This window comes from Pseudomonas sp. Sample_21 (assembly GCF_004307525.1).
Taxonomy (GTDB): Bacteria; Pseudomonadota; Gammaproteobacteria; order Pseudomonadales; family Pseudomonadaceae; genus Aquipseudomonas; species Aquipseudomonas atacamensis.
Genome location: NZ_RCNZ01000059.1, coordinates 115,719 through 135,818 on the forward strand (window position 1 = coordinate 115,719; position 20,100 = coordinate 135,818).

Genomic DNA, 20,100 nt, shown 5'->3' on the forward strand with positions numbered 1-20,100 from the left:
GCTCTGCGTGGGAATGCCGCCCGGGACGCTCCGCGTCCCATCTAAAGCCGAACGCGGAGCGTCCGTTGATGCATTCCCACGCGGAGCGAGGGAACGATCATCAGCTATCACTTGAAGAACGGCACATCCCCCAACACCGTCGCCCGCTGCATCACCCGCCGCGCCGGTCGGTAATCGTCCACCGCGTAATGCTGGGTCACGCGGTTATCCCAGAAGGCGATGTCGTCTTTCTGCCAGCGCCAGCGAATGGTGAATTCCGGCCGGGTCGCGTGGGCAAACAGAAACTTCAGGAGCGCTTCGCTTTCGGTTTCCGACAGTTCGTTGATCTTCGCGGTAAACCCTTCATTGACGAAAAGCGAGCGCCGTCCGCTCACCGGGTGCGTACGGATCACCGGGTGCGACAGCGGTGGATTCTTGCGCCGTGCTTCTTCCCACTGCGCCAGCGCCTCAGGCGTATTGCCGTAGCGCTCGAGCGGAAACGATCGGGTGAAATCGTGGGTCGCTGTCAGCCCTTCGAGCAGACTTTTCATCGGCACCGACAACGCTTCATATGCCGCGATACCGCTGGCCCACAACGTGTCGCCACCGAACTCCGGCAGCAACTTGGCGCTGAGCACTGCGCCCATCGCCGGCGTCGGCAGGAAGGTCACGTCGGTGTGCCAGATCGCGTTATCGCGCACGTCGGTGACGGCGGTATCAAGAATCAGCACTTCCGGTTGTTCCGGCACGTTCGGGTAAATCGGATGAATGTGCAGGTCGCCGAAATAATGCGCGAAACGTGCCTGCTGTGCCGGCTCGATCGGCTGATTGCGGAAGAACAGCACCTGATACTTGAGCAGCGCCTGCTCGATGGCGTCGCGGTGTGCCAGGCTCAGCGGCTGGCTGATGTCGACGCCGCTGATCTGCGCACCGAGGGCCGAGCTTAACGGGGTGATGTTGAGGGTGCTCATGGTCGTTCTCTTCGAATTCGGAGTGTCATGCTTTTGTGGGAGCGAACCTGCTCGCGAATGCAGAGTGTCAGGCGACAGTGCAGTGACTGATCTGACGCTTTCGCGAGCAGGCTCGCTCCCACAGGGGAATTTTCACAAGGCGATTTAGTGCGCCTGGCCGTGCCATGGCACGAGTTTGCGCTGCAATGCGCGCAATCCCATTTCCATTGCGAAGGCGATGAGGGCGATGACCAGAATTCCCAGCACCACCACATCGGTGACCAGAAACTGCGCAGCCGACTGCACCATGAAACCCAGGCCACTGGTGGCCGCGATCAATTCAGCGGCGACCAGGGTCGACCAGCCGACACCCAAACCAATGCGCACCCCAGTGAGAATGTCCGGCAGGGCGCTGGGTAAAATCACATGGCGAATCAGTTGTGCACGAGTCGCACCCAGCGACTGCGCGGCGCGCAATTTCGCCGGGTCAACCGTGCGCACGCCGGTCGCGGTGGCGATGGCAATCGGCGCGAAAATCGCCAGATAGATCAGCAGCACTTTCGACAACTCACCGATGCCGCACCAGATCACGATCAGCGGCAGATACGCCAGCGGCGGGATCGGGCGGTAGAACTCGATCAGCGGATCGAGCACACCACGGGCGATGCGGTTGGCGCCGATGGCAATGCCCACCGGCACGGCGGTCAGGACGGCGAAAAAGAGTCCAAGGCCAATGCGGCTGAGGCTGGCGCCGAGGTGCTGCCACAAAGTCGAATCCATGTATCCGGAAGTCGCCAGCAACCAGCCCTTTTGCAGCACGGCGGAGGGCGGCGGCAGGAACAGCGGTTCGATCAGTCCGGTCGCGGTCACCGTCCACCAGATCGCCAGCAGGCCGAACAGGGTCAGCAGGCTGATCCAGCGAGTGCTGAGGCTGCGGCGCACCGGGATGCTCACCGAAGGTGTTTTCACCGCCGCAGCGGAAACGTCGTAACTGCTCATGCGCGCTCCTGCCGGGGTACGGCGCTGCGTTGCGAGAAGACTTTGCTCAGCACGTGCTCGCGGGTTTCGATAAAACGCGGATCGGATTTGATCGCACGGGCCGACTCGCCAGCGGCATAACGCTGACCAAAATCCAATTGCAGGCGCTCAACGATCTGCCCCGGATTCGGCGCCAGCAGAATCAGGTCCGTGGCGAGGAACACCGCTTCTTCAATGTCGTGGGTAATCAGAAAAACCGGCTTGGCCGTGCGTTGCCAGACTTGCAGCAACAGCTCCTGCATCTGCTCGCGAGTGAATGCATCAAGCGCACCGAACGGCTCGTCCATCAGCAACACGCGCGGGTCGGCGGCGAGGGCGCGGGCGAGGCCGACGCGTTGTTTCTGGCCGCCGGAGAGTTGCCAGATACGACGGCTTTCGAAACCGGAAAGATCAACCAGCGCGAGCATTTCCCGGGCGATTTTTTCGCGTTTGTCCCTAGCGACACCGGCCAGTTCAAGGCCGAAGGCGACGTTGGCCAATACGTCCTGCCAGGGCAGCAAGGCGTCGTCCTGAAACACCACGCCACGTTCGGCGCTCGGGCCTTTGACCGGCACGCCGTCGAGGGTGATGCGCCCAGCACTCGGTTCGACGAAACCGGCAATCAGGTTCAACAGCGAAGTCTTGCCACTGCCGGACGGGCCGAGGGCGACCAGCAATTGCTGCGGCCCCAGGGTCAGAGAAATATCCGCCAGCACCGGCTCGGGGCTGCCCGGGTACTGTGCGCTGATGCGCTCCAGCTGTAGCAAGGCCATCGCTGTTATCTCCCGATCAGTTGGTGATGTATTTGGCGCTGACGTAAGGCGCGTAGTCCGGCAGGACGGCTTCGACCTTGCCTTGCTCCTTGAGGAACGCGGCAGTGTCAGTGATGGCTTTGGTGGTCGGCGCGCCGAGATCACTGACCTGATCCGCCGCCAGCGGGTAGACGTTGCCCTGCAGCAGCAATGGGATGTCGCTGGCTTTGGCGCCAGACAGCTTCACCAGTTTGTCGACGTTGCTCTGGTTGGCCAGCCAGGCCTGCGGATCCTTGCGGTAAGCGGCGTAGGCGTCGAGGGTGACCTTGGCGAACGCAGTGACGATTTCCGGGTGCTTTTCGGCGAAGTCTTTGCGCACGATCCAAGCATCGAAGGTTGGCGCGCCGAACTTGGCCAGCTCGCCGGAGGTGATCAGCACTTTGCCGTTTTCCTTGGCCACGCCCAGTGCCGGATCCCACACGTAAGTGGCGTCGATGTCGCCGCGTTTCCACGCCGCGATGATCGCTGGCGGCGCGAGGTTGAGCACGGTGACTTTCGACGGATCGATGTGCCAGTGCTTGAGCGCGGCGAGCAGGCTGTAGTGCCCGGTGGACACGAACGGCACGGCGATTTTCTTGCCGATCAGATCCTGCGGAGTCTTGATGCCGGAACCGTCGCGCGCGACCAGTGCTTCAGCGGCGCCGATCTGCGTGGCAATCAGGAAGGTTTCTACCGGTACCTTGCGGGTGATCGCGGCGGTCAACGGACTCGAACCGAGGTAGCCGATCTGCACATCGCCGGACGCGATGGCGGCGATGATGTCGGCGCCGTTATCGAACTTGCGCCAGCTGATATCGGCCTTGGTAGCTTTCTCGTAGGCGCCGTCGGCCTGAGCGACCTTGGCCGGGTCGACGGTAGTCTGGTAGGCGACAGTGAGGTCGGCCGCCTGGGCCAGGAAGCTTGCAGCGGCCAGTGAGGCGGCGGCGAGCAGGCGAAGCGGGAAATTCAGTTTCAATTGAGAGCTCCAGATCAGGCGACCGAATGTCGGCATGAGTGGAGACTAAATGATCTAAGAATCGCGAAATAAATAACTTTTTCGAATGAGCTTATGAGCGGAAAAATCTAAGGCAGCAGAGGATGTGAGCCTTTGACTGATCGTTCCCACGCTCTGCGTGGTAACGCCTCAAGGGACGCTCTGCGTCCGAAGTGACGCGGAGCGTCACAGGCTGCATTCCCACGCAGAGCGTGGGAACGATCAAGGCCGGGGCGGCTTTAATTGCTGATGGCGAGAATACTCGCCTGATACGCGCCGACAAACACATCGAAATCGCCGACTTCGTTCTGCTCAAGCTCGGTCTGCTGTGCCAGCGACGCGCGCGCCAGCTCTTCAAACTTCGCTTGCTCGTCTGCCGCCAACGGCTCGCTACGGAAGAACTCGGCGTGGGTCTGGCTCTGGCGCAGGGAGAACTGCGCAAAGCTTTCCTTGTGCTCGGCCATGGCCGCCAGCACCTGCGCCGATGGGGTCAGGGACGGATCGTTGACCTTGGCCAGTTGCGCATCCAGTGCCTTGCTGTGGGCATCGCCGCCGAGGCTCTGGTCGAGCATCGCCGCCAGCGGAGCAATCTGTTCCAGCAGTTCAGCGGCCCATTGCTTCATCTCGACCGACTCACCATCACGCTGCAATTGCAGGCCCGGACGGCGACCTTCCTTGACCACGCTGAGGAAGTTCGAGGTGGCGTTGCCGCACGAAGTGTTGGTCAGCAGCGGGCTGTCGGTCAGCGCGCAGTACAGCAGGAAGGCGTCGATGAAGCGCGATTCGGTGAGGTCGATGCCCATTGGCAGGAACGGGTTGATGTCCAGGCAGCGCACTTCGACGTACTGGATGCCGCGCGCCATCAGCGCCTGGATCGGCCGCTCGCCGGTGTAGGTCACGCGTTTCGGGCGGATGTTGGAGTAGTACTCGTTTTCGATCTGCAGGATGTTGGTGTTGAGCTGCACCCACTCACCATCCTTGTGCGTACCGACTTCAACATACGGCGCATACGGCGTGGCCACGGCTTCGCGCAGGCTGTCGGTGTAGCTCGCCAGATCGTTGTAGCACGGTGTCAGGCCGGCCTGGGCGTTGCTCTGATAACCGAGATCGCTCATGCGCAGGCTGGTCGCGTACGGCAGATACAGCGTGTCCGGGTCGAGCTGCTCGAGCTGATGCGAACGCCCGCGCAGGAAGCCGGCGTCCAGCGCCGGCGAGGCACCGAACAGGTACATCAGCAGCCAGCTGTAGCGACGGAAGTTGCGGATCAGCGCGATGTAGGACACCGACTGGAAATCGCGATCGGTGCCGACGAAACCTTCGGCCTCGCGCAGCAATGGCCAGAGTTGTTCCGGCAGGGAAAAGTTGTAGTGAATACCGGCAATGCACTGCATGGTCTTGCCGTAACGCAGGGCCAGGCCCTTGCGATAGACGTATTTGAGCTGACCGATATTGGAGGTGCCGTAATAGGCAATCGGGATGTCTTCCTCGGCCGGCAACGGGCACGGCATCGATGGACTCCACAGATACTCGTTGCCGAGTTTGCTGTAGGCAAAACGATGAATCTTGTCCAGGCTAGCCAGCGTGTCGGCAGGATCCGGCAGGGCAGGCGTGATGAATTCCAACAGCGACTCGGAGTAGTCGGTGGTGATCTGTTCGTTGGTCAGCGCGGAACCCAGGGCTTCGGGGTGCGGCGTTTGCGCCAGGCGACCTTCACTGGTCACGCGCAGGCATTCACGTTCGATACCGTGCAGGCACTGCTTGAGCAGAGAAAGGTTAGCGCGCTCGCCGAGCAGAGCCAGGCGGCGGTTGAGAAGTTCGCTCAATTTGGATTCCTTCACGCGTCAGTCGCCCCAATATGGGGGTGGGCAGGACGGTCTACAAGGGTGAAGTTGAAACTGGCGTTATCGCCTGGTTTGTAGCGGCAGGCCATTTGCCGGTCAGTCAAGAACTGCACAATCCCTGTGGGAGCGAGCCTGCTCGCGAAGAGGGTTTTGCAGTCAATTTCATCGTCGACTGACACACCGTCTTCGCGAGCAGGCTCGCTTCCACAGGATTCATTGCGCCGAAATTAACTCAAAATGATGAGCAACATCTACAGGACAGCGAAGGTGCCTTGCGCTTTTGCGACCAGTTTGTCGCCCTGCACCACCTCGGCTTCGACCACCAGCGTGCGCCGGCCCGGGTGGATCACCCGCGCCGTGCACAGCACCTCGCCATCGGAAACGGCGCGGATGTAGTTGATCTTGCATTCGATGGTCGCACTCTGCTGATCGAAGCCATGGCTGCTGGAACACGCCAGGCCCATAGCAATATCGACCAGACTGAACAGCGCACCGCCGTGCAGTTTGCCGCCGCGGTTGCGCAGTTCGGGCTCAAGCGCCAGGGCGACTTGCGCCACCCCGGTTTCGAGACTGTGCAGGCGACAGCCCAACAGCTTGAAAAACGCGCTCTCGACGAGCCCGGCCGGCATGTCCATCAGCGTTTCTTCAACTGCTTGGCGTTGGCGAACAGCGAGGCCATCGCATTGTTCACCGGCGCGGCGGTGGCGGTTTCCTTGCGCGGCGCGTTGCCCGAAGACTGGCGCGGTGCCGAGCCCGGGCGCGAGCCACGGGCGCCATCGATTTTCTCGCCCGGGGTGTCGCTCATGCGCATCGACAGGCCGACGCGTTTGCGCGGGATATCGACTTCCATGACCTTCACTTTCACCACGTCACCGGCCTTGACTGCTTCGCGTGGGTCCTTGATGAACTTCTCCGACAGCGCCGAAATGTGCACCAGACCGTCCTGGTGCACGCCGATGTCGACGAACGCACCGAACGCGGTCACGTTGGTCACCACGCCTTCGAGGATCATCCCCAGTTGCAGGTCCTTGAGGTCCTCGACGCCTTCCTGGAACTCGGCGGTCTTGAACTCCGGACGTGGGTCGCGACCGGGTTTTTCCAGTTCTTGCAGGATGTCGGTGACGGTCGGCAGACCGAAGGTTTCGTCGGTGAATTTCTTCGGATCCAGACGCTTGAGGAACGCGGCATCGCCGATCAGCGAGCGAATGTCGCGGTCGGTTTCAGCGGCAATGCGCTGCACCAGCGGATAGGCTTCCGGGTGAACCGCCGACGAATCCAGCGGGTTGTCGCCGTTCATCACGCGCAAGAAACCGGCGGCCTGTTCGAAGGTTTTTTCGCCCAGACGCGCGACTTTCTTCAGCGCTGCACGGGTCTTGAACGCGCCGTGTTCGTCACGGTGAGCAACGATGTTCTGCGCCAGCGTCGCATTGAGGCCGGAAATCCGTGCCAGCAAAGCCACGGAGGCGGTGTTCACATCCACGCCCACGGCGTTCACGCAATCCTCGACCACGGCATCCAGACCGCGCGCCAGTTTCAGCTGCGAGACATCGTGCTGGTACTGGCCGACACCGATGGATTTCGGATCGATTTTCACCAGTTCGGCCAGCGGATCCTGCAAGCGCCGGGCGATCGACACGGCGCCACGGATCGACACATCGAGGTCCGGGAATTCCTTGGCCGCCAGTTCCGACGCCGAGTACACCGAGGCGCCGGCTTCAGACACCATGACCTTGGTCATTTTCATCGCTGGATATTTTTTGATCAGCTCGATCGCCAGCTTGTCGGTCTCGCGGCTGGCAGTGCCGTTACCGATGGCGATCAGGTCCACCGAGTGTTTGGCGCACAGCGCGGCGAGAATGGCGATGGTTTGATCCCATTTGTTGTGCGGCACGTGCGGGTAAACCGTGGCGTGGTCGAGCAGCTTACCGGTGGAGTCGACCACGGCCACCTTGCAGCCGGTACGCAGGCCCGGGTCGAGGCCCAGGGTCGCGCGCGGGCCGGCCGGAGCGGCCAGCAGCAGGTCGTGCAGGTTGTGCGCGAACACGTTGATCGCTTCGGTTTCGGCACCGTCGCGCAGCTCGCCAAGCAGGTCGGTTTCCAGGTGGGTGTAGAGCTTGACCTTCCAGGTCCAGCGCACCACTTCACCGAGCCATTTGTCCGCCGGGCGGTTCTGGTTCTGGATGCCGAACTGCTGAGCGATCATGCCTTCGCACGGATGCATCGTGCCGGGCAGCTCATCGCCGACTTTCAGCGCGGAGCTGAGAATGCCTTCGTTGCGGCCACGGAAAATCGCCAGGGCGCGGTGCGAGGGCATGCTTTTCAGCGGCTCGTCGTGTTCGAAATAATCACGGAACTTGGCGCCTTCCTCTTCCTTGCCAGCGATGACGCGGGCACTGAGGATCGCTTCCTGTTTGAGGAAATTACGCAGCTTTTCCAGCAGGCTGGCGTCTTCGGCGAAGCGCTCCATGAGAATGTATTTGGCGCCTTCCAGCGCAGCCTTGATGTCGGCCACGCCCTTTTCGGCGTCGACGAAGCGCGCGGCTTCGGTTTCCGGCGACAGGTTCGGGTCGTTGAACAAGCCGTCGGCCAGTTCGCCGAGGCCGGCTTCGAGGGCGATCTGGCCCTTGGTGCGGCGCTTCTGCTTGTACGGCAGGTACAAGTCTTCGAGACGGGTCTTGGTGTCGGCGAGCTTGATGTCGCGCTCAAGGGCAGGGGTGAGTTTGCCTTGCTCCTCGATGCTGGCGAGGATGCTGATGCGCCGTTCGTCGAGTTCTCGCAGGTAGCGCAGGCGCTCTTCCAGATGACGCAACTGGGTGTCATCGAGGCTGCCGGTGACTTCTTTCCGGTAACGGGCGATAAAGGGAACGGTAGAACCTTCATCGAGTAGCGCGACGGCCGCTTCGACCTGTTGTGGGCGTACGCCGAGTTCCTCGGCGATGCGGCTGTTGATGCTGTCCATAAAACCACCTGACATAGTATGAAAGCAGGCTCGCAGGCACGCAGATAATGGCCTGGAGGCTGATTGAGCGGCTGGAAAATTGCCGCTGCCTGGATCAAGAAGCTGCCCATTGACCCGTGAAATCGAACAGTTACTGCACAGGGCCGGAAAAAATACCGGCCACTTACGGTAACGATTCAGACGTTGCCTGGCGCAAAACGCCGCGCATTATAACCAGCGTTCTGTCATTCGGGGGCGTTGCAGGCTGTAGGCATAAACCCCGGTTTTCTGGCAGTGAAGGAAAAATCTGCTAACAATGCACACGGTGCGTATAACGACAGCTACGCCATAATGCGCGCCGAGCTAAAAGGAGCATCCAATGAGCAGCACTGCACAAACGGCTGAAGGCGAAAAAATTCTTATCGTTGATGACGATCCGGGGCTGAGCAGCCTGCTGGAGCGTTTCTTCGTCAGCAAGGGCTACCGTGCCCGTACCGTTCCGAACACCGAGCAGATGGACCGTCTGCTGGCGCGTGAAGTGTTCAATCTGGTCGTTCTCGACCTGATGCTGCCGGGCGAAGACGGCCTGACCGCGTGCCGCCGTCTGCGCAGCGCGAACAACCAGATTCCGATCATCATGCTCACCGCCAAGGGCGATGAGCTGAGCCGTATCAAGGGCCTTGAACTGGGCGCCGACGATTACCTGGCCAAGCCGTTCAACCCCGACGAGCTGATGGCGCGGGTCAAAGCGGTATTGCGCCGTCAGGCCGCACCGGTGCCGGGCGCGCCGGGCAGTGAAGACGAAAACGTCACCTTCGGTGATTACGTGTTGTCGCTGGCGACCCGCGAGCTCAAGCGTGGCGATGAAGTGCACATGCTCACCACCGGTGAGTTCGCGGTACTCAAGGCGCTGGTGATGAACGCCCGTCAGCCGCTGACCCGCGACAAGCTGATGAACCTCGCCCGTGGCCGTGAATGGGATGCGCTGGAGCGTTCCATCGACGTGCAGATCTCGCGTCTGCGCCGGATGATCGAACCCGATCCGTCGAAACCGCGCTACATCCAGACTGTCTGGGGCGTGGGTTACGTGTTCGTACCGGATGGCACCGCCACCAAGTGATCGGTGATTTGTAGGAGCGGGTCTGCAAGGCTCTGGCCGCACGGCCATTGCCACAGACTCGCAATCCGCAATATGCGAGCATTGCTCGCTCCTGCAAGTGTGTAGCGGTTAAAGATGAAAACCCCCGTCTGGTTCCCCCAAAGTTTTTTCTCCCGCACCCTCTGGCTGGTGCTGATCGTCGTGCTGTTTTCCAAGGCGCTGACCCTGGTTTATCTGTTGATGAACGAGGACGTGCTGGTGGACCGCCAATACAGCCATGGTGTCGCTCTGACGCTGCGCGCCTATTGGGCCGCCGACGAAGAAAACCGCGCAAAAATTGCCGATGCCGCGACCCTGATTCGTGTGGTCGGCGCCGGTGTGCCGGAAGGCGAGCAGCACTGGCCGTACAGCGAAATCTACCAACGTCAGATGCAGGCGGAACTGGGTGCCGACACCGAGGTGCGTTTGCGCATGCACTCGCCGCCGGCACTGTGGGTGAGGGCACCGAGCCTGGGCGATGGCTGGCTGAAAGTACCGCTGTATCCGCATCCGTTGCGCGGCCAGAAAATCTGGAACGTGCTCGGCTGGTTCCTCGCCATCGGCCTGCTATCGACGGCGTCGGCATGGATTTTCGTCAGCCAGCTCAACCAGCCTTTGAAGCGCCTGGTGTATGCCGCGCGGCAACTCGGCCAGGGCCGCAGCGTGCGCCTGCCGATCAGCGACACGCCGAGCGAAATGACCGAGGTTTATCGCGCCTTCAACCAGATGGCCGAGGACGTTGAACAGGCCGGACGCGAGCGCGAGCTGATGCTGGCGGGGGTTTCCCACGACTTGCGCACACCGCTGACGCGCTTGCGCCTGTCGCTGGAATTGATGGGCGATCACACCGATCTCACCGACGACATGGTCCGCGATATCGAAGACATGGACGCGATTCTCGACCAGTTCCTCGCGTTCATCCGCGATGGTCGTGATGAGTCAGTGGAGGAGGTGGACCTCAGCGATCTGGTGCGTGAAGTCGCCGCGCCGTACAACCAGAACGAAGAGAAAGTGCGCCTGCGCCTGGAACCGATCCAGCCGTTTCCGCTGCGTCGAGTGTCGATGAAACGCCTGCTCAACAACCTGATCGGCAACGCCTTGAACCATGCCGGCACGGGAGTTGAGGTCGCGGCTTATGTGTCCGGAGATACCAGCGCGCCGTATGTGGTCCTGAGCGTGATGGACCGTGGCGCGGGGATTGATCCGTCCGAGCTTGAGGCAATCTTCAACCCGTTCACCCGAGGGGATCGGGCTCGCGGTGGCAAAGGCACCGGGCTGGGGCTGGCGATCGTGAAAAGGATTGCGGCGATGCATGGCGGCAACGTCGAATTGCGCAACCGGTCCGGGGGTGGACTTGAGGCCCGCGTGAGATTGCCGCTGGGGTTGATGTTGCCGAGAGATGCGGTTTAGAAGCAGCTACAAGCTACAAGCTACAAGCTACAAGCTACAAGCTACAAGCTACAAGCTACAAGCAAGAGCGCTTTTCACTTGCCGCTTGAAGCTTGCCGCTAGCAGCTGCTTCTCTAGCCCTTGCCCTTGGTGCGAGTCATATTCGGCCCGCCATTCTTTTCCAGATGCTCGATGATGATCCCGGCGACATTCTTGCCAGTGGTGGTTTCGATGCCTTCCAGTCCCGGCGACGAGTTCACTTCCATCACCAGCGGTCCGTGATTCGAGCGCAGGATATCCACACCTGCCACCGCCAGCCCCATGACCTTGGCCGCGCGCAATGCGGTCATGCGTTCTTCCGGAGTGATCTTGATCAGGCTGGCGCTGCCGCCGCGATGCAGGTTGGAGCGAAACTCGCCCGGTTTGGCCTGGCGCTTCATTGCCGCGATCACCTTGTCGCCGACCACAAAGCAGCGGATATCCGCACCGCCGGCTTCCTTGATGTATTCCTGAACCATGATGTTCTGCTTCAGGCCCATGAACGCTTCGATCACAGACTCTGCCGCCGTCGCGGTTTCGCACAGCACCACGCCGATGCCCTGAGTGCCTTCGAGCACCTTGATCACCAGCGGTGCGCCGTTGACCATGGCGATCAGGTCGGGGATGTCGTCCGGCGAGTGTGCAAAACCGGTGACCGGCAGACCGATGCCGCGCCGCGACAGCAGCTGCAGGGAACGCAATTTGTCCCGCGAGCGGGCAATGGCCACCGACTCGTTGAGCGGGAACACGCCCATCATTTCGAACTGACGCAACACCGCGCAGCCGTAGAACGTCACCGACGCGCCGATCCGCGGGATCACCGCGTCGAAACCTTCCAGCGGTTTGCCGCGGTAATGGATCTGCGGCTTGTGGCTGGCAATGTTCATGTAGGCGCGCAAGGTGTCGATCACCACCATTTCATGCCCGCGCTCGATTCCGGCTTCGACCAGACGGCGGGTGGAATACAGACGCGGATTACGCGACAGCACAGCGATCTTCATGCAACACCTGTGGAGGAGGTAGATACCGGGAACACCGGCTTGTCTTGTACATACTTGATGCCCGGATTGACCACCAACTGGCCATCGATCAGGGCTTTGGAACCGAGCAACAGGCGATAGCGCATGGACTTGCGGCAGGCCAGGGTGAACTCCACCGGCCAGACCCGATCGCCCAGGGCCAGCGTGGTGCTGATCACATAGCGCACTTGCGCATGGCCGTTGGAGCTCTTGATGGTTTTGCGCGTGACCAGCGGCGCTTCGCAGCGCCGGTGACGCAACTGCACCACCGTGCCGAGATGCGCAGTGAAGCGCACCCATTTCTCGCCGTCGCGTTCGAACGGTTCGATATCGGTGGCGTGCAGGCTGGAGGTGCTGGCGCCGGTGTCGATTTTTGCGCGCAGGCCCGCGACTCCCAGGCCCGGGAGCGCCACCCACTCGCGCAGACCGACAACGGTCAAATGATCAAATGTCTTCAAAGAAAAAAACCAAGGGTTAACGCTTCCAGGCCTCGTCCGGCACCTGGGCCAACGCTTTGAATGCGGGTCTGGCGAACCAGTAGCCCTGCATCAGAAATATTCCACAGTCCGCGAGGAAATCCCGTTCCCCGGCGCTTTCTATGCCTTCGGCAATGACTGTAACGTCCAACTCCGCACACATTGTGACAATCCCCCGCACGATCACCTGACGGACACGGTCCTGGTCAACATCGCGGATCAGCGCCATGTCGAGTTTGATCAGGTCCGGTTGGAAATCAGCCAGCAGATTGAGCCCCGAATAACCGGCACCGAAATCGTCGATGGCGGTCTTGAAGCCGAATTCGCGGTATTCACGCAGAATATTGGTCAAATGGCGATAATTATCTACGTGCTCGATTTCCAGTGTTTCGAAAATCAGCCGGTCGATCGGAAAGTTGTGTTTGCGTGCGGCCTCCAGCGTGCTGCGAATGCATAGCTCTGGACGGTAGACGGCGTTGGGCAAAAAGTTGATCGACAAGTGTGTCTGCATATTAAGGCTCGCCGCGCCTTCGATGGCGCGGGTCCGGCAGAGCTGGTCGAAACGGTAGCGGTTGTCTTCTGTAACCTGATTTAACACCGACAGTGCACCTTCCCCGGCCACGCCTCTTACCAGCGCTTCGTGGGCAAACACCGATTCATCGCGCAGGTCGACAATCGGCTGGTAGGCGAAGGCAAAATCGAAGTCCAGCGGCTCGCTCTGCTGGCAGCCCTGGCAACCGCCCTTGGGTGAGGTCAACGAAGTTGGAAATTTAGTCACGCGGTCACTCCAGGCCGGTCAGGCGGCGAAGATCACAGTCTATCTGGAGGGCCGAGTTCTTGCGCCCGACAGAAACGGTAGTACAGTTCCGACTACTGGCTGAGCGAGGAATTCATATGGGACAGAAGCAGGAGGAGGACGACAAGGTCCGTCTCGATAAATGGCTATGGGCAGCGCGTTTCTACAAGACCCGTGCATTGGCCAAAGCCGCCATTGAAAGTGGCAAGGTGCATTGCCGTGGCGAGCGCTGCAAACCGGGCAAGGAGCCGCGCATCGGTGATGAGTTCGAGATTCGTACCGGCTTCGAAGTGCGCACGGTGAGGGTCGAAGCATTGTCGATCGTGCGTCGTGGCGCACCCGAGGCGCAGACCTTGTACGCGGAGACCGAAGCGAGTGTCGCCAAGCGTGAGGCGGCTGCGGCGATGCGCAAGGCGGGCTCGTTGGGCGTGAGCACCGATGGCAAACCGAGCAAGAAGCAGCGGCGGGATCTGTTCAAGTTTCGCGGTAGCAGCAACGAAGATTGAAACATTGTGCCGGCCTCTTCGCGAGCAGGCTCGCTGCCACATTTGATCGAGGTCGTCTGTGGCAGCGAGCCTGCTCGCGAATCGAGTACGACGCGGTATCAGGCGCTACGCACCACACTCATCCGCGACAGCATCGGCAGCTTGCCCAACAGCGTGAAAACCGGCGCGGTCAGCTTCAACCAGAAGTTCGACGCGTGATAGGCAAACGGTGTGTAGTAACCCCAGCCCAACGCCCACACCGCCAGCAGCACGCCGCCGATGTAATCGTCCTGACCCCAATGCGCGCCGGCCACCAGACGCGGCAGCATGAACAACACGGCCAGACCCCATACTGTTAGAAATTGTCCGACGGTGCGGCTGAACACGCCCATGAACAACGCCCAGATCAACAACACTGAGGCATGATCACCGGGGAAACTCTGGCCGGAACGGTCCTTCAGCTCCCAGGTTTTTTCCAGATGCGGAAAGTAATCGCTGATGTGCACGGCGCCCTCAAGCACCATTGACGGGCTGCTGTGCTGCCAGCCCATGTGATCGGCGAATTTGGAAAACAGCGCGCGGATCACCACCATCAGCAGCAGGATCGAGAAAAAACCGAAGAACGCGCGACGCACGTCGATCGCCCTGAAGACCCAGTCGCCCTTGATCAGCAGCGTCAGCAGAATCAGTCCGACGACGATGTCGAACGGGCGCAGACTTGCAATTGCCCAAATGTGGAGCCATATCGGGTTGCTGGCCAGCGGTGCATTCAGCGAGCGGAACAGCCACTCGTCGAAAATCACACACAGCATCTGGCCGGTAGGCCATAACCAGAAAGCCAGCAGCGCCAACGGCACTACGTTACACAGAACCAGCCGGCCGAGGTTCCACCTTGATTGGAACAAACCCGGATTGTTCATAAAATGCCTCCCATGGCGAAAAAGCGCCGGCACCAAAAAAAGTGCCAGCAAGCGCAAATTTTCACGTTTTGTAATCATTTTGTCATCACATTCAGATACCCAGACCTATGACCGACCTAGCGGATACCGATTTCACTCAACGCTTCATCTTCGATGACAGCGACACTCGCGGCGAACTGGTAGCGCTGGAGCGCAGCTACGCTGAAGTCCTCGCCAAACACCCGTACCCGGAACCTGTCGCGCAGTTGCTCGGCGAACTGATGGCGGCCGCTTCGTTGCTGGTCGGCACGCTCAAGTTCGATGGCTTGCTGATTTTGCAGGCACGCTCGGAAGGGCCGATTTCGCTGCTGATGATCGAGTGCTCCAGCGAGCGTGAGATCCGTGGTCTGGCGCGTTACAACGCCGAGCAGATCGCCGCAGACGCCACCCTCAGCGATCTGATGCCGGACGGCGTTCTGGCCCTCACCGTCGACCCGACTGTTGGCCAGCGCTATCAGGGCATTGTCGATCTCGACGGCGAAACACTGTCGGACTGTTTCACCAACTATTTCGTCATGTCGCAGCAGGTTGGCACGCGCTTCAAACTGTTCGCCGACGGTCGTCGTGCCCGCGGCATGCTGCTGCAACAACTCCCCGCCGATCGCTTGAAAGACGAAGAGGATCGCGCCGCCAGCTGGCAGCATCTCACCGCGTTGGCCAGCACTTTGAGCGCCGATGAGCTGCTGAGCCTGGACAACGAAACCGTCCTGCATCGCCTGTACCACGAAGAACAAGTGCGCCTGTTTGATGTGCAGCATCTGCGCTTCAGTTGCAGCTGCTCGCGGGAACGCTCCGGCAATGCGCTGGTCAGTCTTGGGCTGGAAGATGCGCTGGCGCTGGCCGCCGAGCAGGGCGGCAAAGTCGAGATCGATTGCCAGTTCTGCAATCAGCAGTACCTGTTCGACGCGGCCGATATTGCTCAATTGTTCGCTGGCGCGGGCGTCGATACGCCGTCAGATACCCGTCACTAAAACGGTTCAGCGCAGGTAAATTCACTGCGGAATGACGGAATATCGCCGTTGCGACGGGAGGACCCTACTCTTTTTGGGCTTTTCTGGCATAATCCGGCCCACTTTTTTCGCGGTAGTAGTGCGCGACTTTCTACTACAAAACGTTTGGAGCACACTCGGCCACTGGCCGACGGGGAACCTCATGACGCAAGCCAATAACGCCGTGTACACCGATCTGAGTGTTGATGATCTGGTAAAAGAAGCCCTGAATCGCGGTGAAGGCGAGCTTGCCGATACCGGCGCTCTGGTTGTTCGCACCGGTCACCGCACCGGCCGTTCGCCAGTCGACCGTTTCATCGTTGAAGAGCCTTCCACCCAGGCTGCTATCGCCTGGGGCCCGATCAACCGCAAGTTCCCGGCCGACAAGTTCGATGCCCTGTGGGCTCGCGTCGAGGCCTTCAACAACGCGCAAGAGCACTTCGTTTCCCACGTGCATGTAGGCGCGGCGGAAGATCACTACCTGGCCGTGAAAATGACCACGCAGACTGCCTGGCAGAACCTGTTCGGTCGTTGCCTGTTCATCAACCCGGCCCAGTACAACCCGGCTGGCCGTGAAGAATGGCAAGTGCTCAACGTCGCCAACTTCGAGTGCGTGCCTGAGCGTGACGGCACCAACTCCGATGGTTGCGTGATCATCAACTTCGCGCAGAAGAAAGTGCTGATCGCCGGCATGCGTTACGCCGGCGAGATGAAGAAAGCCATGTTCTCGGTGCAGAACTTCCTGCTGCCGGCCGCTGACGTGCTGCCAATGCACTGCGCTGCCAACATCGGCGAAGACGGCGACGTGACCCTGTTCTTCGGTCTGTCGGGCACCGGTAAAACCACCCTGTCGGCTGACGAAAGCCGTTACCTGATCGGTGACGACGAACACGGCTGGGGCGAAGGCGTGGTGTTCAACATCGAAGGCGGTTGCTATGCCAAGTGCATCGACCTCTCCGAGAAGAACGAGCCGGTCATCTGGAAAGCCATCAAGCACGGTGCGGTGCTGGAGAACGTCGTTATCGACGACGCCAAGCACGCCGACTACGCCGATGTCAGCCTGACCCAGAACAGCCGCGCCGCCTACCCGCTGGAGCACGTTGCCAAGCGTTCCGAGAAGAACCTGGGTGGCGAGCCAAACGCGGTGATCTTCCTGACCTGCGACCTGACCGGCGTACTGCCGCCAGTGTCGATCCTCAACGAAGAACAAGCGGCCTACCACTTCCTGTCCGGCTACACCGCACTGGTGGGCTCGACTGAAATGGGTTCGGGCAGCGGCATCAAGTCGACCTTCTCCACCTGCTTCGGCGCACCGTTCTTCCCGCGTCCGGCTGGTGAGTACGCAGAACTGCTGATCAAGCGCATCCGCGGCTTCGGCTCCAAGGTCTACCTGGTCAATACCGGCTGGACCGGCGGCGGCTACGGCGTCGGCCAACGCTTCAACATCCCGACCACCCGCGCGGTGATCGCAGCGATCCAGAGCGGCGCGCTGATCGGTGCAGCCACCGAACACCTCGACACCATCAACCTCGACGTGCCTCTGGCGGTCCCGGGCGTCGACACCAACCTGCTAAACCCACGCAACACCTGGGCTGACAAGGCGGCGTACGACGAAGCCGCGAAAGCACTGGCCGGTCTGTTCATCGAGAACTTCAAGAAGTTCGAAGTGAGCGACGCGATCAAGGCGGCTGGGCCGAAATTGTAAGTAGTGGTTTGCAGTGAATAAAAAACCGCCCTTTGGGGCGGTTTTTTCATGGGCGAAGATTTGGGTAAGCTCATCTCAACGGCGGTTCGTCACTTGCCGTGTAGCAGTAATCGTTCATTTTTGGCGTGATACGGCCAGAGTAATGCCACTTAACATTCCTGCAAAATGATCCTCTAGCTAAGGCCATTGCCGCCGTGCATGCATGACACGCAGCACTTCCACCCGGTCTTTTTTGATTGCGTAGACGATGACGTAGTTGGCGGCCGCAACGATTTCACGTGTTCCGTGGACCCTGCCCTTTCGGTACAAGGTTGGGCGCTGTCTTGCTATTTCCCCTTTTGATTCGAACATTTCATCGAGATCCGCAGCAGCGTCTGGGTTGTCCTGACCGATTCGATCCATTATCCGGTCTCGGTCAGCAAGCGCTTCCGGGCGCCAGACCAACCTCATCAGCGCCCTCGTTGACGCAGGGCATCACGCTTGGCGGCGAATATTCGGCGAGCATCTTCATCGCTGATACTTGGCCTTGGATCATCGATGCTGATCTGCACCTGTCGCTTGAACCATTCCTCATAAGCGGCCGCTTCATGGGCTTGTTTCAACGCTTCAGAGCGATCAGGCCTGGCGTAGGTTTTCAGTTGCAGCGGGTCATAACCGGAGGCATCCACGTTAAATTGGCTGATGCCCAAGCCCTGCAGGTAGGCCACCAGCGTCTCCAGCCTCTTGAACAGGCGCACCTGACCACTGCGTTGTGCTGTCAGCGCGCATTTGCGGCTACCTTGCCGAATCTCGACCGACCAGCCTCCCGGTTTCGCGACGATGATTGTGCCGCTCACAGAACCGTTTTCGACCAAGCGAAGGAGGGCGCTGTGGTCGATGTTTTCAGTGCTGGCCATAAATGCGAGCCCTTCGCTGAGTAATGGCTCCCATCGTACGCAATCAATAGTAGTTTGCAAAATTTGACTCCTGATGCTGGATACGCCGTGTGCAGCGATGATGTTTCGTTTGTTGCTGGGCCGGGGCTTTCGGACTTGCAGCAGGTCGCAGCCGTCCTGTGTCAGCGGATACAGAGCGTAGGTGATGTGGGTGTCACTGACCAAAGCAGCGACACCCACGACTATAGGTTCGCACCACCGCCTCGCGATAGCCGACAAGGCATCGCGTGAAGTAGGAATGGGACGAACAAAGCGCCAGACGTTGCTACCGATTCTTCAACGCCTTTCAACGCAGATGCTGGTAACCGGAAATATCCAGCAGGCTTGTGGTCAGTCCGGTTGCAGGGCGGTAGATCGTGCCTTTGACTGCTGAAAACGGCAAGCCTTTGCTGCCCAGCGAGACATAGCGCTCGCCTTTGTCCAGTTCGGTGAAATAGGTGTAGGACTGGCTGTGCATCTTCTTGTAGCGGGCTTCGTCGCTGACGATGGCGCCGGTGAGGCGGCGCAGGTCGGTATCGTTCAGGTTGAGAGTTTTGCTCAGTGGCGCGCCCCAGCGCTTGAGGCAGGTCTCGGCGAGATGGCGAACGATGCGGCCGGGCTCGATCAGCGCGTTGAGGTCGCTGCTGCTACTCGGCTCGCCGCCGAGCGCCGTGGCGTTGCCAGCAAGGGTGGCGTGGCGACCAGCCATTGGATAGATCGAAGTCCTGGTGCCGGTAGCGGTTTGCGGGATCACGCAGCTGAAGCCTTTTGAGCGCTCGTCGCGGGCATAGAAGGCGATGTATTCCTTGACGTTGGATTCGAGTTTGACGCGGTTTTCCTGGAAGTTGCCAATTCCCGGGACTGGATCAATCGCAAAGATATTCACCGGAATATGTTTGAGCGCAGCGTCCCTGGACATTGCATTGGCAAGCATATGGCAACTGATACCACCCCGGCTCCAGCCGAGCAGATTGACACGCGTCGGAATAATGCCGTCCTTGCGGAAAGTCTTGATGATCTGTTCCTGCAACTTCTGTTGCGTGATACTTCGGTCGCCATAGTTATACTGGCGCCAGAACCAGGAGCCTTCCTCTTTTACATCTTCAATAGGAATACCTGCCGCTTTCAGACGGTTATATTCTGCCTCGGTAAGTTGTTTACGCTGCCAATCGCATTTGCCTTTGATGATATTCAACGCGTGCTGCACGTTTTCATCCCAGCCTTTGCCGAACAGCGTGCCGGACAAGCCGTATTCAGACGTCTTGGTGAACAGGTCGTCGGCTTGCAGATTGCCGCTGCCAGGGCCGTCGACGACGATCCACTCGGCAAATTCGCGTCCGCTGTGGTGTGCAGCGAGCGTAGAAACGATTTCGCCGTCCCAGAAGCTTTTATGGTTTTCGTCAAACTTGTTGGAGCCGGTGCCGCAGAAAAAGATTGTTAAAGTTGTCATTTCGTTGCTCTTGCTTATGAATAAGAGCGGTCAAGTTAGTTTGAAGTGTTTTTATAAATAAAGGGTGCTGTTGTGTCTGCGTTTGTAATTTTTAAGTTTGTTATATATATGTAGCTTGGTTTTTCGAAAGTTTGTCGAGACGCTTCGATTGTTACACGCTTGGTTTTCGCTTCCCATGTATCATTCAGTATCGATTCAACCCCGACCTTTTCTCGACTCGCTGCAATCGCC

At 59.8% G+C, this 20,100-nt stretch carries 19 protein-coding genes; 5 read left to right on the top strand and 14 right to left on the bottom strand.

The genetic code is table 11. The annotated features are described in order from the left end of the window. Positions 1 to 107: 107 nt before the first annotated feature. The 7 genes from tauD to D8U71_RS08665 all read right to left on the bottom strand — a co-directional run bounded on the left by tauD (position 108) and on the right by D8U71_RS08665 (position 8,531). Complete coding sequence (gene tauD, locus D8U71_RS08625; RefSeq protein ID WP_130887603.1) at positions 108 to 950, bottom strand: taurine dioxygenase; 843 nt, start codon at positions 948 to 950, stop codon at positions 108 to 110. 144 nt (positions 951 to 1,094) lie between these two features. Beyond that, a complete protein-coding gene (tauC, locus tag D8U71_RS08630; RefSeq protein ID WP_130887604.1) occupies positions 1,095 to 1,928 on the bottom strand; it encodes a taurine ABC transporter permease TauC in 834 nt (277 codons plus the stop codon). Beyond that, on the bottom strand, positions 1,925 to 2,719 hold the full coding sequence (gene tauB / locus D8U71_RS08635) for a taurine ABC transporter ATP-binding subunit (RefSeq protein ID WP_024011178.1): 795 nt from the start codon (positions 2,717 to 2,719) through the stop codon (positions 1,925 to 1,927). The genes tauC and tauB overlap by 4 nt, the downstream gene beginning before the upstream one ends. A gap of 16 nt (positions 2,720 to 2,735) precedes the next feature. Further along, positions 2,736 to 3,713, bottom strand: coding sequence for a taurine ABC transporter substrate-binding protein (gene tauA, locus D8U71_RS08640; RefSeq protein ID WP_130887605.1), 978 nt, complete (start codon positions 3,711 to 3,713; stop codon positions 2,736 to 2,738). A 257-nt stretch (positions 3,714 to 3,970) separates the two neighbouring features. Next, positions 3,971 to 5,554, bottom strand: a complete 1,584-nt coding sequence (gene gshA, locus D8U71_RS08650; protein WP_130887607.1) for a glutamate--cysteine ligase — start codon at positions 5,552 to 5,554, stop codon at positions 3,971 to 3,973. A gap of 269 nt (positions 5,555 to 5,823) precedes the next feature. Beyond that, positions 5,824 to 6,207 carry a PaaI family thioesterase gene (locus tag D8U71_RS08660; RefSeq protein ID WP_016772188.1) on the bottom strand — a complete coding sequence of 128 codons (384 nt, stop codon included), beginning with the start codon at positions 6,205 to 6,207 and terminating at the stop codon, positions 5,824 to 5,826. Beyond that, positions 6,207 to 8,531, bottom strand: coding sequence for a Tex family protein (locus tag D8U71_RS08665; protein ID WP_125925823.1), 2,325 nt, complete (start codon positions 8,529 to 8,531; stop codon positions 6,207 to 6,209). Before D8U71_RS08665 ends, D8U71_RS08660 begins: the two co-directional genes overlap by 1 nt. Before the next feature lie 358 nt (positions 8,532 to 8,889). Between D8U71_RS08665 and ompR the strand changes: the two genes are divergently transcribed. Then, positions 8,890 to 9,630, top strand: a complete 741-nt coding sequence (ompR, locus tag D8U71_RS08670; RefSeq protein ID WP_016772186.1) for a two-component system response regulator OmpR — start codon at positions 8,890 to 8,892, stop codon at positions 9,628 to 9,630. A gap of 114 nt (positions 9,631 to 9,744) precedes the next feature. Next, positions 9,745 to 11,058, top strand: a complete 1,314-nt coding sequence (locus D8U71_RS08675) for an ATP-binding protein (RefSeq protein ID WP_016770645.1) — start codon at positions 9,745 to 9,747, stop codon at positions 11,056 to 11,058. 113 nt (positions 11,059 to 11,171) lie between these two features. Here the strand turns inward: D8U71_RS08675 and rimK are convergent, their stop codons facing one another. Genes rimK through D8U71_RS08690 form a run of 3 tightly spaced genes read right to left on the bottom strand, consistent with a single transcriptional unit; the run spans position 11,172 to position 13,349 of the window. Next, positions 11,172 to 12,077 carry a 30S ribosomal protein S6--L-glutamate ligase gene (rimK, locus tag D8U71_RS08680; RefSeq protein WP_024011184.1) on the bottom strand — a complete coding sequence of 302 codons (906 nt, stop codon included), beginning with the start codon at positions 12,075 to 12,077 and terminating at the stop codon, positions 11,172 to 11,174. Then, positions 12,074 to 12,535 (bottom strand): ATP-dependent zinc protease, encoded by a 462-nt coding sequence (locus D8U71_RS08685; RefSeq protein WP_172667902.1) that lies wholly within the window; start codon positions 12,533 to 12,535, stop codon positions 12,074 to 12,076. The genes rimK and D8U71_RS08685 overlap by 4 nt, the downstream gene beginning before the upstream one ends. A gap of 34 nt (positions 12,536 to 12,569) precedes the next feature. Then, complete coding sequence (locus D8U71_RS08690; RefSeq protein ID WP_122698818.1) at positions 12,570 to 13,349, bottom strand: EAL domain-containing protein; 780 nt, start codon at positions 13,347 to 13,349, stop codon at positions 12,570 to 12,572. A gap of 116 nt (positions 13,350 to 13,465) precedes the next feature. Here D8U71_RS08690 and D8U71_RS08695 point away from each other — a divergent pair, with 116 nt between their 5' ends. Then, positions 13,466 to 13,873: a S4 domain-containing protein gene (locus tag D8U71_RS08695; protein WP_016772182.1), complete on the top strand. Its 408-nt coding sequence runs from the start codon at positions 13,466 to 13,468 to the stop codon at positions 13,871 to 13,873. A 98-nt stretch (positions 13,874 to 13,971) separates the two neighbouring features. Here the strand turns inward: D8U71_RS08695 and D8U71_RS08700 are convergent, their stop codons facing one another. Further along, positions 13,972 to 14,772 carry a phosphatase PAP2 family protein gene (locus tag D8U71_RS08700; RefSeq protein WP_130887608.1) on the bottom strand — a complete coding sequence of 267 codons (801 nt, stop codon included), beginning with the start codon at positions 14,770 to 14,772 and terminating at the stop codon, positions 13,972 to 13,974. Between the two features lie 107 nt (positions 14,773 to 14,879). Between D8U71_RS08700 and hslO the strand changes: the two genes are divergently transcribed. Together hslO and D8U71_RS08710 are read left to right on the top strand one after the other, a co-directional pair. Then, the gene (hslO, locus tag D8U71_RS08705; protein ID WP_130887609.1) at positions 14,880 to 15,782 is read left to right on the top strand and encodes an Hsp33 family molecular chaperone HslO; all 903 of its coding nucleotides are present in this window, start codon (positions 14,880 to 14,882) and stop codon (positions 15,780 to 15,782) included. A gap of 181 nt (positions 15,783 to 15,963) precedes the next feature. Continuing rightward, positions 15,964 to 17,505 (top strand): phosphoenolpyruvate carboxykinase, encoded by a 1,542-nt coding sequence (locus D8U71_RS08710; protein WP_016772179.1) that lies wholly within the window; start codon positions 15,964 to 15,966, stop codon positions 17,503 to 17,505. 177 nt (positions 17,506 to 17,682) lie between these two features. Here the strand turns inward: D8U71_RS08710 and D8U71_RS08715 are convergent, their stop codons facing one another. The 3 genes from D8U71_RS08715 to D8U71_RS08725 form a co-directional block, all read right to left on the bottom strand. Next, the gene (locus tag D8U71_RS08715; RefSeq protein WP_123444075.1) at positions 17,683 to 17,955 is read right to left on the bottom strand and encodes a type II toxin-antitoxin system RelE/ParE family toxin; all 273 of its coding nucleotides are present in this window, start codon (positions 17,953 to 17,955) and stop codon (positions 17,683 to 17,685) included. After that, complete coding sequence (locus D8U71_RS08720; protein WP_232245433.1) at positions 17,955 to 18,620, bottom strand: hypothetical protein; 666 nt, start codon at positions 18,618 to 18,620, stop codon at positions 17,955 to 17,957. The genes D8U71_RS08715 and D8U71_RS08720 overlap by 1 nt, the downstream gene beginning before the upstream one ends. 106 nt (positions 18,621 to 18,726) lie before the next feature. After that, positions 18,727 to 19,869 carry a hypothetical protein gene (locus tag D8U71_RS08725; protein ID WP_130887610.1) on the bottom strand — a complete coding sequence of 381 codons (1,143 nt, stop codon included), beginning with the start codon at positions 19,867 to 19,869 and terminating at the stop codon, positions 18,727 to 18,729. Positions 19,870 to 20,100: the final 231 nt, after the last annotated feature.

What these genes read in the sequence shown, in the direction of transcription:
- tauD (WP_130887603.1), bottom strand. Translation starts at nt 950, where the DNA reads ATGAGCACCCTCAACATCACCCCGTTAAGCTCGGCCCTCGGTGCGCAG.
- tauC (WP_130887604.1), bottom strand. Translation starts at nt 1,928, where the DNA reads ATGAGCAGTTACGACGTTTCCGCTGCGGCGGTGAAAACACCTTCGGTG.
- tauB (WP_024011178.1), bottom strand. Translation starts at nt 2,719, where the DNA reads ATGGCCTTGCTACAGCTGGAGCGCATCAGCGCACAGTACCCGGGCAGC.
- D8U71_RS08660 (WP_016772188.1), bottom strand. Translation starts at nt 6,207, where the DNA reads ATGGACATGCCGGCCGGGCTCGTCGAGAGCGCGTTTTTCAAGCTGTTG.
- D8U71_RS08665 (WP_125925823.1), bottom strand. Translation starts at nt 8,531, where the DNA reads ATGGACAGCATCAACAGCCGCATCGCCGAGGAACTCGGCGTACGCCCA.
- ompR (WP_016772186.1), top strand. Translation starts at nt 8,890, where the DNA reads ATGAGCAGCACTGCACAAACGGCTGAAGGCGAAAAAATTCTTATCGTT.
- D8U71_RS08675 (WP_016770645.1), top strand. Translation starts at nt 9,745, where the DNA reads ATGAAAACCCCCGTCTGGTTCCCCCAAAGTTTTTTCTCCCGCACCCTC.
- rimK (WP_024011184.1), bottom strand. Translation starts at nt 12,077, where the DNA reads ATGAAGATCGCTGTGCTGTCGCGTAATCCGCGTCTGTATTCCACCCGC.
- D8U71_RS08695 (WP_016772182.1), top strand. Translation starts at nt 13,466, where the DNA reads ATGGGACAGAAGCAGGAGGAGGACGACAAGGTCCGTCTCGATAAATGG.
- D8U71_RS08700 (WP_130887608.1), bottom strand. Translation starts at nt 14,772, where the DNA reads ATGAACAATCCGGGTTTGTTCCAATCAAGGTGGAACCTCGGCCGGCTG.
- hslO (WP_130887609.1), top strand. Translation starts at nt 14,880, where the DNA reads ATGACCGACCTAGCGGATACCGATTTCACTCAACGCTTCATCTTCGAT.
- D8U71_RS08710 (WP_016772179.1), top strand. Translation starts at nt 15,964, where the DNA reads ATGACGCAAGCCAATAACGCCGTGTACACCGATCTGAGTGTTGATGAT.
- D8U71_RS08715 (WP_123444075.1), bottom strand. Translation starts at nt 17,955, where the DNA reads ATGAGGTTGGTCTGGCGCCCGGAAGCGCTTGCTGACCGAGACCGGATA.
- D8U71_RS08725 (WP_130887610.1), bottom strand. Translation starts at nt 19,869, where the DNA reads ATGACAACTTTAACAATCTTTTTCTGCGGCACCGGCTCCAACAAGTTT.